Here is a 14,764-nt window from a genome sequence, read left to right as displayed (position 1 = left end):
ACAGGTGTGCGTACGGGTCGGGGGCCGGCGCGGCGCACCCGGGGCGGGCGCGCCGCGCCGTGCTGACGACGGGCGGCCGGTCAGCGGCGGCTCAGGTGCCGTTCGACGGAGTCGCAGTGACGGTGCCTCAGCGGCGGCGCCTCGTGCGCCGCACCTTCAGCTCCTCGAAGCGCGGGAGGTCGCCGTCGAGGATCCGCTGCCAGGCCCGGCCGAACAGCTCCGCGGCCGGTTCGGCCGGCACCAGGGCGCCCAGCACCGGCCGACCACCCGTGGCCACCCCGTACATCGGCAGCTTCCACTGCTCGACGGGCAGGACGGGCGCCGACTGCTCCGCCCAGGCGCCCGGCAAGAACAGCGAGCGTCCCGCCCGGGCCCGTACGGCCGACACCACCAGGTCGGTCTCGGCCAGTTCGGCCCGCGCCGCCTTGAGGCGGGCCGGCTTCCACCCCGTCCATCGCGCGGTGTTGCGGTCCGTCGGGTCGGGCATGGCCAGCAACATCAGGTACAGCGTCGCCGCGTCGGCGGTCAGACCGCGCGCCTCGGCGACCTCGGCCACCCGCTCGGGCACCGAACGGGACGGATCCTGCGGCCACCACAGGCCCTCGTCGTCCGCCGCGCCGGCCGCGGGCGCGCCCGGGTCGGCCAGCAGCCGTGCGAACGCCGGGTCGTGCGCCCGCCGTAGGGCCGCCTCGACCCCGGTCGGCTGCTGATCGGCGCCGCGCAGTGCCACCAGGTACGGGTCGGAGCCGGTGGAGTCCAGCAGGGCGGACCGTATGGCCGGCTGGGGCTGGCCGTCCTGCGTGGCCATGAGCACCGCGCCGTACCGCTCGTGGTCCGGTGCCGTCTCCGTCGGGACGCCGGCCACCTTCCGGAAGTCCGCGAGGCTCGTGTAGTGCCCAGCGCAGAGCAGCAGATCGGGTGCCGCAAGACGCTGCCGCACGGCGATCAGCGCACTCGGCAGCGCCGCCCGTACCGGATCGCCGGCGGGCAGCCGGTGGGCCAGCCAGGCCGTCAGGCTCATCGAGCCGGCCAGCACCGCCGAGGTGAACGGCGCATCGGCGGGGAACGCCGTCGCCGGGTGATCGCCCTCGATGCGCCACGGCACGTCGACGCCGAGCTCCGGCGACGACGCCGGTTCCAGCAGCGCCGGGAGCGCCCGGTGCACGGGCCAGCCGCTGCTCGCGGCGCGCGCAGCCTCCGCCGCCAGCCAGTCGGGCACCTGCCGGCGCCGTCCCACCTTCTCGTTCCACAGGGTGGCCGCCGACGCCACGTCCGGGCCCTCGCTCCACAGCCGTGCCGGGTCGTGGGGCAGGAGCGCCGCGAGCACCGCCCGGCGTACTTCTATCGGGAGCGCGCGCAGTTCGTCGCGGGCGTGTCCCGCCTCGGCCACCTTCAGTCCGAGCGACTTGCGCAGCTCGGTCGGCAGGAAGTTGTTCTCCCAGCTGTCCACGTCGGGCATGCCCGCGAGAACGATCCGGGCCAGCGCCCGGGACACACCGGTGAGGCGGCTGAACTCGTCGGCGGCCTCCGGTAGGAAGGGCACCGCCTCACGGGACCGCGCCTCCCCGAGGAAGCCGCTCAGCCAGTCGGCGCCGCGCACCCGGTCCCCCACTGGCGCCTCACCACTCACGGTGTAGGGGCCGGGCACCTCGAAACGGCCGCTCGGGTCGTGGAGCAGCGCGCCGAACTCCCACCCGTCGTCGACGCCGGAGTTGTGCTCGGTGATGCCGAGCACCACTCCGCCGCCCAGGGGCAGCACACTGCGGTGCGCGACGTTGTGCCGCTGGCCGTCCGGCGTGTGCAGGTGGGACGTCGCCAGGCGGACCAGGACCCGGCGCCAGTGACCGGCCGACGCCGCCGTCGAGGCCAGCCCCAGCGCGTCCACCCGGCCGAGGACTTCGAGCAGGGCTGCCCGGTGTGCCGGGTCGCTGCCGGGCGCGACGGCCCGGTAGGCGATCGCGGCCGGCGCGTCCAGGAGCGAGACGAACGGCAGTCCCGAGTAGGGCAGCGACGGCAGATCGAAGTGCAGTCGGCCCGGCAGTGCCGTGGCGGCGGTGTCCACGCGCGCGGACGCCAAAGTCTCCAGGTAACGGTGGGTCACGTCGGTGTCCGCGCCGTAGCGGTAGTAGCCGGTATTGACGATGCCGTGCAGCGCCTTGGCGAGCACGTGGTCGCTCGGTCCCTGGACCCGGACCTCCGTGGGCTCGGCGGCGGGGTCGAGCCGTGCGGCCACGGCGTCCAGCGCCTTCTGCTGCCGCACCGCGAAGCGCAACACCTTCACCACGCCGGCGATCAGCTCGGGTGCCGAGACCTGCGGCAGCGCGGCACTCACCAGCTCGGGCAGGTCCGCCACCCGCTCCGCGAGCACGGCCGCCTTCAGCAGGACGCCGGCCGACTGCGCGTCGGCGCCCCGCAGCGCCGCCGACCCTTGCGGATCACGCGCGCGCAGCATGTACAGGTACGGCAGCGGCGGCAGGGCCTGAGCCGCGGTCCCGTACAGCTCGTTGCGGTGGTCGCACTGGGCCGTCGTGGTGACCATGCCCTCCGGGTCGCTGAGCGACAGCTCGCGCCACTGCTGGGTCAATGCCCGCGGCCGGTCGTCGCCGGGGAACGTCAGCGCGGCGACCGGCCTGTCGGCGCACTTCGGAAGGGTGACGACTCGTCCGGTGGTGTCCTCGCCGTGGTGGCCGCCGTCGGGCAGCCGCACGACACGCCAGCCGAGGAGCCCTTCCGTGGACGTCCCCTGGGCCGAACCCGCCACCGCCGGGGCGGGCCGCAGCCAGCACGAGCCGGCCGCCGATTCGGCCCCGGGGGCGTGCCGCAGGAGCGCGTCGGCGAGGAAGCCGGGCTGCGAGCGTCGGCCGTAAACGCCGGCCACGGGGTCGTACTCGAGCCAGCCGCCCTTGTCCTCCCCGTCCCTGTCCTGCCACACCCAGTACGACGTGCCGTCGGACAGCAGCGCGCGCTCTGCGGGCAGCTTCGTGTCGCCGCTGTGGAGGACCCCGCCGCCGGTGGTGCGGCCGCCGCCGGGCAGCTGCAGGCTGAGGTGATCCGAACGCATGGCCCAGGAGTCGGCGCCAGCGAGAGTGAACACCGTGTCGGGCGCGGTGTGCCAGTAGCCCTGGGGCTCGCCGCGACCGTACGTGCTCCAGAACACCAGCAGCGCACCGTCCACGTAGTGGAAGCCCGTCCGCCACACGGACGTGGTGGGCACCCGCAGATCGTGCACGAGAACGGTGGAGTCGGCGTCGATGACGCGCACCTGCGTCGCGTTGGCCACGATCAGATACGGCCAGGCCTCGACGACCGTCAGGCCCTCGGTGGTGTGGCGCCCCGGTGCCAGCTCCGTCAGCGCTTCCTCCCACGCCGGCCAGCGCAGCTCCTCCCACAGACCGCCCCGAAGCGTGCGCGCCACGGCCTCGCCGAGATCGGCACCGGCCGCGGCCGCGACCTCCTGCGGCGCGAGCGCGAGAGCCTCGGAGGGCAGCCACGAAAGCCGCTCGATCGCCTTCGGCAGTCCGGGCAGCCCGGCCGCCACCGACGAGGCGGCCACCTCGCGCATCCACTCGGTGAGCATCGGGCGGCCGCCGGGCGAGGCGGCCAGCCGCCGCATCACGTCCGCACCGGAGGACGCGCTGTTGTAGCTGTTCGCCCCGCGCCCGAAGGCGGGCCGGAAGCGCGGGTCGGCCGCCAGCGCGACCAGGTCCCGCGGCTCCTCGCCGCGCGCCCAGTCCGACAGGTTCAGGGCGTTGCCGCGCTGGTGATGGGCGAACTCCTCCTCGGGGTCGGCGACCGCGATCTCCAGCGAGAGCAGGAGGTCCAGCAGGTTCACGTCCTCGACACCGATCCGCAGGAAGCGCTCGCCCTCGGGGCGCCCCGCCAGATCGGCGCGCAGCCGGCCGGCCGCCCGCTCGACCAGCTCCAGCAGGGCGGGCGGCGTCGGGCGCGGCCCCCAACCGCGATGCCGGGCAGCATGGAAGCGCTCCAGCCAGCCCGCCGCGCCGTCGGAGCACTGCTCCTCCTGCGGCAGGTCGGCGTCCGCGAGACCGGCGTCGGCCCCCGACTCCGCCAGGATCCCCGGCCACAGCTCGGTCATCTCCCCGTTGTCCCCGGGCGGGGTTATCGACAGCAGCGTGCCCCGCACGGACGGAACGCACCGGGCCAGCGCGACCAGCGCGCCGCGGTGCGACTTCCACCAACCGGCGGCGGCCCGCATGGTGGCCGGCAGCGGAAGGAGCTCGGCGAGGTGGTCCTGCTCCGTCTCGTTGCCGGACAGGGCCGCGGCGCGGGCGAGCCGCTTCAGCTCCACCGCGGCCTGGGCGGACGGCGCGAGACCGCCGGCGGTCCGGCGCACGCACAGCCGCCGGAACCGCTCGTACGCCTCGACGGGCGCGAGCCTGGCCGACAGGTCCTTTCCGTAACCGGTCAGGACCTTCACCGGCAGCGCGCCGGCCAGGGCGAACTCCAGGAACACGGCGTCGAGCCGGTCCTCGTCGACCGTCAGCCCGTGCTGCCCCTCGCTCGTGCGGGCACGGCCGAACAGCTGGCCGGCGTACGTGCTGTTCTCGACGCCGAGGAAGACCCGCGCGGCCTGCTCGTAGAAGACGGGCAGGAAGTGCGGGACGGCCGAGGCGAGCCGCCCGGCCAGCTCGTGGCAGGCATCCAGGGCGGCCTTGGGCTTGGTCTTGGCCTGCCGGGCCAGCCGGTCCAGCTCCGGCACGACCGCCAGGGCGTGGTGCCCGTCCTCGGGGTGGTGCACCAGCACCCACTCGGGAAAGCCGAGTTCCTGGCGCCGACCGAGACCGACCACGGCCGGCTCGCCCTGCGGCTCGAGTCCGAGGAAGCCGACGGCGAGGTCCTCGGCGGGGCCCAGTTCGGCCGTGGCCAGCCGCACGACGACCCGATCCTCGCCGAGCACCGCGTGGCGATAGGCCCGCGCGGTCAGCTCGACCGCTGAAGAGCCCGCACCCCGCGCGTCGGCCGGGAGGACCGCGCCTGCCGCGAGCAGCTCCTTGTTGTCGTTCCCAACCGTCCCGGTCACGCGTTCCCACCCTCTTCGATCGTGCGGCCGGCGTACAGCGCAGCGGCCATGCGCATCCCCTCTGACCAAGCCACCGGCCCGACCTCGGTCAGCCGCACCGCGCGGCCGTCCTCGTCGTGCCAGCTGAGCCCGCCGGTCTCCGACTCCCCGTCCCAGTACGGCTCGCCGATCCACACCGACGCCTCCGTGCTGCGGCCCCCGTCACGCACTTTGCACGTGGCGTAGCCACCGGACACCCGGTAGCCGAGGCCCGTGGCGCGCGCCGCGAGACCGAACCGCGAGGCGAACTTCCCGCCCGCGTAGTCCCGTACCTCCGTCGCCGTCTCAGGACGCCCGGCATCCGGCCCGTCCGGCCTGGCCCAGGTCGGCCGGTGGATCTGCTCCACCTTCTGGGTGATGCCGAGGTCTGCCGCGAAGTCCCGTACGTCGTCCAGGTCCGGCAGGAGGACGGGGTGGGGAAGCGTCACCGTGCGCGGCGAGAGCCGCACGGTCTCACCGTCGAGGTCGACCGCCTTGAGCTCCCCGTCGCCGGTGACGTCCCGCAGGAAGCCGACCTCGTCGGGATCGTCGCCCACGACGGCCATGTCACGCAGCGCCGCCTGCCACGCCTCGTCCGGCCACACCCGCGCGATCAGCTCGGTCGGAACCGGAAGCGACGACACCATCCAGGCATCCACCTGAGCCACACACGAGGCCGCGTGCCGGTCCAGCCACTCGGCCAGCTGCCTCAGCCGGTCGACTTCGGGACTGTCGCGCAACACCTTCGGCAGCGCCTTCAACTGCCGCCCCCCGACGCGCCGTGCGACTACACGCCCGTCCTCGAGGGTGATCTCGTACCCCTCACCCGCTGCCAGCCACGCCATCAGCCGTGCCCCTCCGCCTGTCCATCAGATGTCAGCGCAGCCCGAACCAAGGGCCACGAAGCCCCTGAACTGCGATATGAGGGGAGACTAACGAGGGGCACTGACAACGCAGGTTGGTCCGCGGGGCCCTCGCGACGGCCTGGCAGGGACCTTGGTGCTGCCGGGGACGGTAGGCGCCGCGCCCGACGGCGGGAGGCGGTGCGGCCGACGGAACGTCAGCAGGGCCCTGCCCCGCTGCGAGCAGGCCGTTGGCCCTCCGTACGACGGGCTGGCTTCGCGGCACGCTCTACGTCGACGGCTGGTATGAAGACGATGCCGACTTCATGCCGGTCTGGGGCGCTCGGGAGCCGGCCGAAGAAGCTCACCACGTCATCCCACAACAAGTCAGGCATCACGCCATGCTTCCCCGAACCTCACCAGAACGCAGCCGCGTTCACGGTGAACGTGTACACGCGGGGCAGCTCGGTGTTCTGGAACCGCTCGGGTTGGTCCAGGAGGAAGGTAAGGCGGCGGCGCGGTGGCAGCATCGGGATGGTCCGAGCCAGTACCTGCTGAATGACTGGGTCAGCTCCGGCCCATCCCCCACGGGGAGCCAGCTGGACTCCAGGGGGGTCGCAGGAGATGCGCACGTTGCGGGCGACAGTTGAGCCAGTGTTCTCGACGACCAGCAGAAGCGCTCCGTGCAGACTGTCGGGCTGGATGCCGACGATGACGTACGACTCTTTCTGCTCTCGGTGGATGCGTTCTGCGAAGGCCAGTTGCTGCGCGGCTGACCTGCGGGCGATGGCCGCCTGCCAGGCGGCGATGACGGCAGCAACGACAGCGACAGCGACCTCTGCCTGATCGACGGTCAGGTCCTTGGGGTGGTTCATGTCCTGACGCTACCGACAGGCCCTGACAATGCGGCGCAGCGGTGCAGCAGCACTGGGCGGGATCTCTCGTCATTCGGGCGGGGCACCGGCGGCAACAGGCGCGTACGGGTTGTGCGTCAGGTGCGCAACGAGCGGGGCCGGGTGCACGGCCAGCCTGCGGGGATGGACAAGTTGATCGAACTGGCCAGCACGCTCGTCTCCGGGGCGGTCATCGCCGTCCTGGCGTCGTGGCTGACCAGCCGCACCCGTAACCGCCAGGAGCAGCAGGCCGAGATCGGGGCCCTGCGGGTGCAGGCCGACGCGATGACGGTGGCGGGGATGGAGCTGCAGGGCGCGGCCGGACGTTCCTGCTGACGGTGCTCGCCTTCGCCGGTGGCGCCGACCGAGCCCGGGTCGCTGGCGGAACGGACGTGCAGAGCGCCTGGTGCGCGGACGAGCTGACCGTGACGATCCTTCCGTAGGATGCGTGTTCACGACTCACTGTCGCGTACAGAGCCAGGATGCGAAACGCCGCGTCCCCGGTAGCTGGAATGCCGGGTGTGACTGAGCACTTCAGTTGGCGAGTTGAGCGTTGTGGTCGGCGAGCGAGCTGATCTCGCCCCCTCTACACGCAAGCTCTCGCCGCCCGAATCGACCGAGACGCCGCAGCCCCACCCACCCGGGGTCCTGGGGCATGAGCAAAACAGGGCTCACGTGTCAAGGTGCCATTGAGGCTTCCGCGTCAGGACGGGCCGAGGATGCAGAACTCGTGGCCCTCCGGGTCGGCCAGGCACCTCCACGGGACGTCGCCCTGGCCGAGGTCGAGGTCGGTGGCGCCCAGGGCCCGCAGCCGGCTCACCTCCGCCTCCTGATCGTCGCCGGGGTACGGCAGCAGGTCAAGATGGACGCGGTCTGGCACGGTCTTCACGCCGGGCATGCGGAGGAACTCGAGATACGGGCCGACACCCTTGGCGGAGCGCAACACCGCACGATCGTCAGTCACCTCGTGCAGGCTCCAGTCCATCGCCTCACCCCAGAACCGTGCCATGGCCCGCGGATCCACGCAGTCGACCACCACCGCGGCGATCGGCCCGGTGTCCCGGTAGATCTCCCGAGGCTCCAGCACGCAGAACTCATTGCCCTCCGGGTCGGCAAGGACCGTCCACGGCACGTCGCCCTGGCCCACGTGGGCGGGCGTCGCACCGAGAGCCTGAAGGCGCGCGACCAACTCCGCCTGATGGGCCGCAGAGGTGGTGGCCAGATCAAGGTGCACACGGTTCTTTGTTGTTGTCTTGGGTTCAGGGACGGCAACGACGTCGATGCAGACGGCAACTGGGTCCGGCCAAACAAAGCCGCCGCCAGGTTCAACGTTGGTCACGCCGGGGCCCTCGCTGGAAACACCCCAGCCGAGCGCCTCCGCCCAGAACCGGCCGACCGCCGAGTGATCAAGAGCCTTTATATTCACCTGAACAGGTCGCAGTGCCATGCCGACGATCCTATGCACCCGCTCTGCAACGACGCGGGCACTGTCGCCAACCAGATATCAACTCGCTCACCGGCCGCAATGGTCAGCTCGCCAACCAGAGCGCTTCAGCCCCGCCAGGTGAACTACTCACTCGCCAAGTGAAACGCTCAGTCACACCTGCGTGGCTGAGCGTTTCAGTTGGACGGCCTCGTCGTGTGCAGCTTCCCGCACCCGATCGTGGGGATTCCCAGTGGACCGTAGGTGGGGACGTCGTCGGGCCCCTCACGCGCGAGGGGCAGTGGTGAGCTGGAAGGCTCCGTGGCCGCCGCCCCGTATGTCCTCCATAGCGAGCGGATCTGTGTCGGCCCGGACGGCATGGATACCGAACCCTCCCCGGCCCGCAGGGGCGTCCTCGGCGGCACTGATCCGGTACTCCACGGTGCGGGTGCCGTGGGCGGGAAGGTCCCGTGCACCGGAAGCGCCGGTCAACGGCTGGTCGTTGGCCACGACCAGCTCGACGGGGTGCCAGTCGCCGTCGGGGGCCTCGCGCCGTTCCACCGTCAGCTTGGGCGGCTGCTCGCCCGCGTAGTTCCACTCGACCTGCGCGGAGAGCGCGATGTCGCGGAGTGCCGTGCCAGTGGTGTTGCAGAGCTTGACGAGGACGTTCTGCGGTTCGCCGCCGGGGTGGACGGTGGCGTCTTCGCGCGGGCCGATGACCGTGGTGATCAGGTCGCCTCTGGTCCTGCCGGCATCGGTGAGCTTTGGACAGGGCTTGGCCTGGAAGGCCGCGAAGTCGGGGTTCGGCGAGCTCTTCGCGGCCGCCGGAGTGCTGGGCGACACCTTGCCCTTGTCGCCGTCTGCCAGGGCTGAGGGTCCCCCGCAGGCGGTGGTGAAGAGAATCACCGTCTCGGCGGCGGCGACGGCGGATCTGGCCCAGCGCCTGTCTGCGTGCACGGATGCCCCTTCTCGTGGATCACTTGTTGATGATCATGATGCCTGAGGGCCGCTCATGGTTGCGCCGCGAGGAAGGTGCCGTGACCGCCTCAGCAGAAGCGGATGGGCCCGTCTGACCCGAAACCAAGCGTTCAGCGACTCATAACAGCCCGACCGGCCCCTTTCCTACCGCGCACGCCGAGAAGGGCAGGTGACGACCCAAGGCCGCCTCGATCATCCGGAAGATCTCGTCCACCGCGGCCCCTGGATCGGCCGCCGCCCGGGGCGGCGAATGGTCCGCGCGCACGTCCAGCTCGGCGGCCCGGTCGTGGTGGTCTGGGACAACCTCAACACCCATCGCACAGCCGGCATGAAGAAGTACGCGGCCGAACACGACCGGCTCACCGTCTTCCAACTGCCCTCGTACGCTCCGGACCTCAACCCCGACGAGAACATCTGGTCACTTCTTCGACGCGGCCCGACGGCCAACACCCCCCTTCGAGGACCCGGACCACCTCACCCGAACACTCCGCCGGGGCCTCAGACACATCCCACTCCAGCACCAACTCACCGACGGATGCCTGGCAGGGACCGGACTGACACCCACAACACCGACCCCACCCTGAAAACCTCAGTAGTTGAGCCATCTCATGACATGGGTTCCTCGCTGTCAGGCTTGGCGGGCGTAGGACGTGAGGCGATCGGCGAGCGCGATGACGAGGTCGCGCAGTTCATCGGGGCGCTCGATGACGAACGGCCGGTCGAGTGAGGCGAGTACCGGAGGCAACCAATCGAGCCGCTCCGCCCGCAACTCGACGCGCAGCCAGCGCTCGGTCGCCCGGTCCTGGCGTGCCGCGGGCTCGTGCTCCTCCAGGCTCGCGACGCTGGCGGGAAGGTGGGCGCGGATCTGCTCAGCCGTCCCGTGGATCCGCAAGGTCACCTCATGCCGGTACTCGGCCGTGGCGAACCCTGACAACACGCGCTGTGCCGGACCGGGACCCGCGGGTGTTTCGAATGAGCCGGGCAGGGTCCGCGTGTGTGCGATGCGATCGAGCCGGAAGGTTCGGTCCTCGCCGATCTGGTCGTCCTTGCCCGTGACGTACCACCGGCCCGAATGGGCGACGATCCCGTACGCGTGCAGCGTGCGTTCGCTGCGCCGTCCGTCGCGGTCGGTGTAGCGGATCGAGACCGGCCGGCGGTGGCGCACCGCATCGGCGATGGTGAGCAGGACCCCTGCGTCCGGCGTGTCGAACTCGCCGGGCTGATCCGTGAAGGCGAGAGCCTCCAGGAGTGTGTCGAGCCGACGGGCGATGTGCTTGGGCAGCACCCGCCGGATCTTCGCCGATGCCGTCTCGCTTGCTGTGTGCTCCGTCGTCGTCAGCCCTGCTCGCCGTCCGGCGACCAGGCCGAGCAGCACGGCCAGCGCCTCGTCGTCGCTGAGCATGAGCGGAGGCAAGCGGTACCCGGGGGCGAGCCGGTACCCGCCGTAGCGGCCGCGCACCGATTCCACGGGCACGTCCAGGTCGATCAGCTGGTCCACATACCGCCGCACGGTGCGCCCTTCGACGCCGAGCCGGTCGGCGAGTTCGGCCACGGTCCGGGTGCCGCCCGACTGCAGCAGCTCCAGGAGTGTCAGCACGCGGCCGGTGGGTCGAGGCATGTTCGCAGCCTAACGCGAATACTGGACCGATTCTGTCCACTATTTCTCCTAGCCTGCGCAGTGCACGCCTCCAGCACAGCCAAGGAGATTCCCATGGACTTCGTCTCGATCCGCATCATCACCAGCGATGTAGCGCGCCTCGTCGAGTTCTACGAGCGAGCCACCGGGGCGCGGGCGACGTGGGCCACCGAAGACTTCGCCGAACTCAAGTCCACGGGCGCCACCCTCGCGATCGCCGGCACCCGCACCGTCCCGCTGTTCGCCCCGGGCTCTGCCCGCCCGGCGGACAACCACAGCGTGATCACCGAGTTCCTCGTCGACGACGTGGACCGCGTTCACCAGAACCTGACCGGCTTCGTCACCGACTTCGTCACCGAGCCCACCACGATGCCCTGGGGCAACCGGTCCCTGCTGTTCCGCGACCCCGACGGCAACCTCGTCAACTTCTTCACCCCCGTCACCCCAGCGGCCATCGAAAAGTTCGCACGCTGACGCCACGCACAGCCGCTCACGCGGGAGCCCTGAGATCCCAGGGCTCCCGGTGAACGCGGCCGCCGAGTCCAGGAGCGCCACCAGCAGGGGACACCGGAGCGCACCGCTGCCCCCCGAAGGACGTCTGCGCTTGTGCCTGCGGATCGACACCGGACGTCCGATCGCACACGTCGCCGCGGAAGCCGGGATCTCCCGCCGCTGCCTGGCCGAGTGGTACGCCCGCTGGCGCGCGCACGGCGAGAACGGACTGCTCGACCACTCCTCCCGCCCCGCCACCAGCCCCGCCCGCACCCTCGAGGACACCGCCGACCTGGTGGAGGCATTGCGGCGGCAGACCAAGCACGGCCCCGCGCGACTCGCCGCCGGCCTTCAACGGCTGCACGGCATCACCATCGCGACGGCGGCCGTCCACCGCATCCTGGTGAGGCGGGGAGTCAACCGACTCCGGGCCTCGATCCACCGACCGGCGAGCAGCTGCGCGAGGTCATCCGCTACGAGCACGACCGGGTTGGCGACCTGGTCCACGTCGACGTCAAGAAGCTCGGACACATCCCGACCGGCGACGGTGGCGGATGCACGGTGTCGGCGCCGAGTCCGCCCGCGCTTCCAAACGCACCGGTCCCGGCACCGGCAAGGTCGGATACGGCGTACCGGCTCCACCGCGTGTCACTGGGCACGTGCGGGCGGCTCTACGGGACCCCTGCCAGCACGAACACGCCTGCATCCGTTGCCCTGTGCTCCAGCTCGATCCGCAGCAGCGGCCCTGCCTCATCGAGATCATCAGATCATCCGCAACCTCCGTGAGCGCATCACCGAGGCCCGTGCCAACGACTGGCTCGGCGAGGTCGAAGGACTCCAGGTCAGCCTCCGCCCGACTTCCACCGACGGCCGCCCCCGGCTTGTCATCTCGGCATGCCCCTCTTCACCGATCAACCGGCACATCAGTCCGGCTGACAGAAGATCCGTATGTAGCCAACCCGCCTGACCTCGTTCGGCTACCTACACCTCGATGACGAGCCACTGCCCACGGCCATCCGGGTCGAAGACGTCCGCGACCGCCTGCGCGGCCCGGCGGCCGCCCGCGGCATTCTCGACACCGACGGCTTGCACCCGCGCATCAAGGCTGTTGACCAACGCGCGCGTGCCTGAGCTATCCGGAGAGGGTGCTGAGGTCGGCGCCGGTCAGATCGCAGCTGGCGTCCCACAACCGCGCCGCGACCAAGGGATCGGCAAGGTGGTTCCACACCGGTTCACGTCGGGGCTCGCCGCGTAGGCCGAAGACGCGCGGTCCCCACATCTGGCCTCCACGCACGGCCGGGTCGAGCACCGCTCGGACCGCGGGCCATGCGCCGGCGTGCTTGCCCTGGACGAGGAGGGCCGCAGGTGCCGCGCTCAGCCGTGCGCCGGTAGTTCGCACATGGACCGGTGGCCGTGACGGGGTGAGGGAGTCCAACGCGCCGCCGGGATGGACCACCACGCTCGCCACCGTGCTGCCGGCATCGCGCAGGCGGCGGTCGAGTTCGACGCCGAAGTACATCTGTGCCAACTTGGAGCGGCCGTAGGTGCGCTTGGGCTGGTAGTCCTTCCAGGACTGCAGGTCGTCCAGGTCAAGTCGCTCGGACTTTGCCGCGAAGCTGCCCATGGTCACAACGCGGGCCGCTGGCGCAGCCGACAGCAGCGGCATCAGCCACTGGGTCAAGGCGAAGTGCCCGAGGTGGTTCGTGCCGAACATGAGCTCGTGACCGTCCCCGGTCTCCTTGCGCGGCAGGTCGTCAAGCGCGACACCAGCGTTGTGGACTACCGCGTCAAGGCGCTCCACCTCCAGCGATTCCACCGCTGTTTCGAGCGACGAGAGGTCGGCGAGGTCCAGCCGCACGGCCCGCACCCGCGAACCGGGGACACGTGCACGGATCGAGGCCGTGGCGCCTTCGGCCTTTGCGGGACTACGGCTGCCGAGTACGACGGTGGCTCCGGTTGCCGACAACTGCTCTGCGACGAAGTACCCGATGCCGGCGTTTCCGCCGGTGACCAGGAAGACGCGGCCATCGGCACCGGGTAGCTGTTGGACATTCCAGGGCGGGGCGGAGGATATGGACAACATGGCGACGGGGCTCCCTTGCTGTTGAAGGCGGCTGCGGCTGTTCCCCTGGGCAACTCGACACCCACGGTTCCAGCGGCCACCGACACATCGCCTATGGATCACCGACAGTCCCGCCGGAGGGCCGACACCCCCCCGACGCGGTGCTGGCCCATCGCTGCACCGCGCCGCTGAGCGTCACGTCGGCCAACCGGAACGCGCAATGGCCAACCGGGACGCTCAGGCACAACAAGCCCTCCGCCTTGATCTTTTCCTTCGTCCGGAAAAGATGTCTCGGGCATGGCCCGAGATTATCGTGCCTGATTCCCCGGAAGTGCCGGTCATCCCCGTGATCGGCGCGAACGCTTTCACTGACGATAGTGCCGTGATTTTCCGCGTTTTGGCACACATTCCGTGCGCGATCTTGAGTCCGGTCTCACCGGTCCCCCGTGACGCGCGGTCCGCACAGCTCACATGACGCGCGCGCCTCCTGCTGGCGAGAGCCAGCAAGATCTTTCGCTGAGTAGGCCCGGAGCGCGGTGCCGGGATTGCTCCCGGTCCGTTTCTCCGGACCTCTCGCCGAACCCGCCGTGCGTCTCTCAACGCAGCGGGCTCTCCACGGTCTCTGCCGTCAGACAGGGTTCGCAGGCTGCCAAGGGTTGGGGATCGTGCTGGCTCGGTATCGGTAACGGCTGACCGTGACCGATGCGATCCGGAACAGCTCGATCCCGTCCGCCGCGATCGGAAGCCACCGCCCGGTGGGGGTGGTGAACCGGCGGCGGACGTCGCCCCAACTCCATCGGTGACGTTCCCGCAGCATGCGGATGAGGCGCCACCACACGAAAGCGTCGAGCCTGTCGAAGACATGCTTGGCGACAGCGTGCTTGAAGTAGTTGGCCCAACCGCGCATGATCTGAGTGAGTCTCTTCAGCACGGTGGCAAGATCCTGCTGCGATGTCCTGCCTGTCAGGGCACGGACCTTCGCCTTCAGCGACAGGATGGGCCGGTCGGCGATGAAGGTGTAGACGTGCCACTTGGCCGTCCCTCCTTTGCGTTTCCACTGGATGCGGAAGCCCAGGAAGTCGAACCCGTCGCTCATGTGCACGATCTGGGTCTTGGCCTGCGAAAGACGCAGACCAAGAGGTTCGAGCACGTCAGCGACTTTTTCACGCAGTGCCGCGGTGTCGGCCTCGGTGCCGTGCACCAGGACGACGAAGTCGTCCGCGTAGCGGACGACCCGCCACGTGGGTTGACCTTTGCGGCGCCGGTAGGCGCGTTTGCCTTCGATGGCCATTGCCCCACCTGATTCCCAGGGCCCGTGCAGGTGCTCGTCGAGCGCCGACAGGGCGATGTTCGCCAGCAGTGGGGACAGGATGCCGCCT

11 protein-coding genes and 2 pseudogenes are annotated in these 14,764 nt (G+C 70.7%); 4 read left to right on the top strand and 9 right to left on the bottom strand.

Annotated elements, in window-relative coordinates; all coding sequences use genetic code 11:
- Positions 1–127: 127 nt before the first annotated feature.
- The 3 genes from ACF1B9_RS36890 to ACF1B9_RS36880 form a co-directional block, all read right to left on the bottom strand.
- The gene (locus ACF1B9_RS36890) at positions 128–5,041 is read right to left on the bottom strand and encodes a DNA-binding protein (RefSeq protein ID WP_391746668.1); all 4,914 of its coding nucleotides are present in this window, start codon (positions 5,039–5,041) and stop codon (positions 128–130) included.
- A complete protein-coding gene (locus ACF1B9_RS36885) occupies positions 5,038–5,904 on the bottom strand; it encodes a DUF4132 domain-containing protein (protein ID WP_391746669.1) in 867 nt (288 codons plus the stop codon). The genes ACF1B9_RS36890 and ACF1B9_RS36885 overlap by 4 nt, the downstream gene beginning before the upstream one ends.
- 413 nt (positions 5,905–6,317) lie before the next feature.
- Positions 6,318–6,776, bottom strand: coding sequence for a hypothetical protein (locus ACF1B9_RS36880; protein ID WP_391746670.1), 459 nt, complete (start codon positions 6,774–6,776; stop codon positions 6,318–6,320).
- 162 nt (positions 6,777–6,938) lie between these two features.
- Between ACF1B9_RS36880 and ACF1B9_RS36875 the strand changes: the two genes are divergently transcribed.
- Complete coding sequence (locus tag ACF1B9_RS36875) at positions 6,939–7,130, top strand: hypothetical protein (RefSeq protein ID WP_391746671.1); 192 nt, start codon at positions 6,939–6,941, stop codon at positions 7,128–7,130.
- A 367-nt stretch (positions 7,131–7,497) separates the two neighbouring features.
- Here ACF1B9_RS36875 and ACF1B9_RS36870 read toward each other — a convergent pair whose 3' ends face one another.
- Together ACF1B9_RS36870 and ACF1B9_RS36865 are read right to left on the bottom strand one after the other, a co-directional pair.
- Positions 7,498–8,241: a VOC family protein gene (locus tag ACF1B9_RS36870; protein ID WP_391746672.1), complete on the bottom strand. Its 744-nt coding sequence runs from the start codon at positions 8,239–8,241 to the stop codon at positions 7,498–7,500.
- Between the two features lie 261 nt (positions 8,242–8,502).
- Positions 8,503–9,174, bottom strand: coding sequence for a hypothetical protein (locus tag ACF1B9_RS36865; protein WP_391746673.1), 672 nt, complete (start codon positions 9,172–9,174; stop codon positions 8,503–8,505).
- Positions 9,175–9,445: 271 nt separating this feature from the next.
- On the opposite strand from ACF1B9_RS36865, the pseudogene ACF1B9_RS36860 reads away from it, so the two are divergent.
- Positions 9,446–9,779 (top strand): annotated as a pseudogene (locus ACF1B9_RS36860) (transposase); the annotation flags it as partial.
- Positions 9,780–9,823: 44 nt separating this feature from the next.
- On the opposite strand, the gene ACF1B9_RS36855 reads toward ACF1B9_RS36860, so the two are convergent.
- Positions 9,824–10,813, bottom strand: a complete 990-nt coding sequence (locus ACF1B9_RS36855; RefSeq protein ID WP_391746949.1) for a helix-turn-helix transcriptional regulator — start codon at positions 10,811–10,813, stop codon at positions 9,824–9,826.
- 93 nt (positions 10,814–10,906) lie between these two features.
- Here ACF1B9_RS36855 and ACF1B9_RS36850 point away from each other — a divergent pair, with 93 nt between their 5' ends.
- Positions 10,907–11,305 (top strand): VOC family protein, encoded by a 399-nt coding sequence (locus ACF1B9_RS36850; RefSeq protein WP_391746948.1) that lies wholly within the window; start codon positions 10,907–10,909, stop codon positions 11,303–11,305.
- A gap of 49 nt (positions 11,306–11,354) precedes the next feature.
- Positions 11,355–11,666 (top strand): annotated as a pseudogene (locus tag ACF1B9_RS36845) (helix-turn-helix domain-containing protein); the annotation flags it as partial.
- A gap of 8 nt (positions 11,667–11,674) precedes the next feature.
- Here ACF1B9_RS36845 and ACF1B9_RS36840 read toward each other — a convergent pair.
- The 3 genes from ACF1B9_RS36840 to ACF1B9_RS36830 all read right to left on the bottom strand — a co-directional run.
- A complete protein-coding gene (locus ACF1B9_RS36840) occupies positions 11,675–11,854 on the bottom strand; it encodes a hypothetical protein (RefSeq protein WP_391746950.1) in 180 nt (59 codons plus the stop codon).
- 601 nt (positions 11,855–12,455) lie between these two features.
- The gene (locus ACF1B9_RS36835; protein ID WP_391746947.1) at positions 12,456–13,406 is read right to left on the bottom strand and encodes an SDR family NAD(P)-dependent oxidoreductase; all 951 of its coding nucleotides are present in this window, start codon (positions 13,404–13,406) and stop codon (positions 12,456–12,458) included.
- A 607-nt stretch (positions 13,407–14,013) separates the two neighbouring features.
- Positions 14,014–14,764 (bottom strand): group II intron maturase-specific domain-containing protein (locus ACF1B9_RS36830; RefSeq protein ID WP_391746946.1); only part of this gene is annotated, 751 nt, incomplete at its 5' end.

The sequence above is a fragment of the Streptomyces sp. NPDC014727 genome, from assembly GCF_043083485.1.
Lineage (GTDB): Bacteria > Actinomycetota > Actinomycetes > Streptomycetales > Streptomycetaceae > Streptomyces.
This window is presented reverse-complemented; position numbering and strand designations above follow the sequence as displayed.